The sequence below is a fragment of the Edaphobacter aggregans DSM 19364 genome (assembly GCF_000745965.1).
In the GTDB taxonomy this organism is placed as follows: domain Bacteria; phylum Acidobacteriota; class Terriglobia; order Terriglobales; family Acidobacteriaceae; genus Edaphobacter; species Edaphobacter aggregans.
The window spans coordinates 1-2,461 of the sequence record NZ_JQKI01000298.1 but is presented as its reverse complement, the minus strand read 5'-3'; the positions used below and the strand labels follow the sequence as shown (position 1 = coordinate 2,461).

Below are 2,461 nucleotides of genomic sequence, written 5' to 3'. Positions count from 1 at the left end.
AGTTTAAGAGAAGGGCGAACCGATCTTTCGACAATCCAGGAGCAGATGCTCCATAGGTTGAGGTGCGCCGAAAAAAAACCCTTGGAATATACGACAACCATGGGTCGCCAGGAATGCATATTGCTCCTCAGTTTCAACACCTTCGGCAACAACGGAAAGTCCGAGATTTTGTGCCAAACCGAGGATCGCGCTCGCGATTACCGCGTCGCTGTGATTTGTAAGGATATCGCATACAAAAGATCGATCGATCTTCACTTGAGATATGGGCAGGCTCTTTAGACAGGTTAGGGACGAGAAGCCCATGCCGAAGTCATCCAACGCAAATGATAAGCCGCAGGCTTTCAAAGCACTCATTTTAACGAGCGTTTCTTCTAAGGAACCAAACATCACACGTTCCGTGAATTCCAGTATCAACCTGTTCGGGTTGACACCTGTCTCATCAAGAATCGAGAGAACGCGCGTAACGAACTCCGGATGGCCAAACTCCCGGGAACTTATGTTAATAGCGATCGTAAGATGTGAGGTTTCGGGCTTGCGACTCCATGCCATCAACTGCCTACACGCCGTATCGACGATCCAGAGACCGATTGATTCTATGAGTCCGTGTTCTTCGGCATAGAGTATGAAATCCGATGGAAGGAGTAGGCCTCTTTGAGGGTGTTTCCAGCGCAGCAAAGCTTTGACACCACGCAAATATCTGTTGGAGTCGACCTGTGGCTGGTAATGAAGCATAAATTGTTCTTTCTGTATCGCGAACCTTAGATCGACATCTAAAGTGGCGCGTGCGATAGCTTTGGCTTGCATCTGGGGATCAAAAAAGCGGATGGTCTGTCCGCCTGCGGCCTTAGCTCGGTATTGCGCCAAATCAGCCTGTTTAAGCAAGCCGTCTACTGATTCCTGGGATTTGCCAAAAAGGGTAATTCCGATGCTTCCGGTGCAGTAATGCCGGTGTTCCTCCAGCAAATAAGGATGTTCGAGTGAAGCAAGTACCTTTGCTCCGATTTTCTCTGCCTGTTCATTTGCTTCTGCGGCATCTTCGTTGAGATCCTCAAGCATTATCACGAATTCGTCGCCACCTAGACGTGCCACGGTGTCGCCCGCCCGCACGGAGTGCTTAAGCCTTTGTGCGACTTGTTGAAGCAATAAGTCGCCAAGTTGATGGCCTCGGGTATCGTTGACTGTTTTGAAGCGATCTAGATCGAGGAAAAGAATGGCGCCGTGACGCATCGTACGGCGGCACGTTAAGACGGCATGATGTACACGGTCTAGAAGAAGCCGCCGGTTCGGTAGATCGGTAAGTACGTCATAGTAGGCCAATTGCTCGATTTCACTCTCAGCTCGTTGCCGTTCCCGGATTTCAGCCTCGAGCTTGCCGTTGAGGGTTTCAGCTTCCTCCATTAATTCGTGGTGACGCACCGCAGACAAGAGCAACGCCTCATTCATAAGAGCCGTTTGACGATGTAGGGATCCCGTCTCTATGACCTGAAGGACTAGGCCCACTGGTTTAGTCCCGTCTCTCGAGTCCCCGTAGGTCGGCCATATCTCATAAGACCAGTAGAGCGGGTGTGACTGAGCGTTCAGTTGTTGCGCGTGAGTCTCGCATTTACCACTGCGATATACCTCGTCTAATAGAAGAAGACAGATCTCATCGTCAGGCATCAACTGCGCAAAAGGTATTCCTATGATCTCTTCCACACTCTTGCACATTAAAGTGGAGAAGGCCGAATTTACATAACGCAGGATCTTGTCCTCGCCCTCCATAACAGCAATTGGCAGGCGCGCAGAGTCCAGGACCGCATATGTATTCGATTTGCAATCGGTCTCCACCGACGAGACCTCCTTAGACACCTAACTGTAAACATTAGTGCAGCGAGAAGTTGCCTATCTGAATCTGGTCCTTCGGGGCCTCTAAGTAATTGTGGCACCGTGCGGCTCAAACCCAACATATATTCCTATTGCGAAACATATATTTATCACACTGCACCGTATAAGCCGCCTTCTCAAGTAGATGCCACATCCGTTCCAGTCCTAAAAGAGCGTTCAGGCAACGGTCAATTCCATTAGTCGAGAGCTAAGAAAGTCGCGGTCTACTCAGAATCCTCGGGCAACGACGAAAAAGACGTCGGATATAGCAGCTTTGAGGAGAGGGAGGCGGCCGCAGCGCGCAGCAGTGTCTGATGGGGTCATTCAACCTTTGACACCAAATGACACCAATATCGGGATCGAACCGATGACCTCTTCCATGCCACTCTACTGAACATCAACAGAATCAAGGATATGAAGGTGCACCAAAGGGAACGGTAAGGCACGTTTGGAGCACTTCTCGTGAAGGAACTGTGCCCTCAACTGTGCCCGTGTTCGCACAGAGCGTCTGGGATATTTTCCCATGCTGTCGGATGTGCCCCACATCATCATTGACCATCTCCGCGCCGCATTTCGGATTCGTTCCCTGCCTCGAACC

General features: G+C 50.4%; 1 protein-coding gene. It reads right to left on the bottom strand.

Features of this window, described 5'->3' with window-relative positions; all coding sequences use genetic code 11:
* Positions 1–3: 3 nt before the first annotated feature.
* Positions 4–1,827, bottom strand: coding sequence for a sensor domain-containing protein (locus Q363_RS31340; RefSeq protein WP_051979603.1), 1,824 nt, complete (start codon positions 1,825–1,827; stop codon positions 4–6).
* Positions 1,828–2,461: the final 634 nt, after the last annotated feature.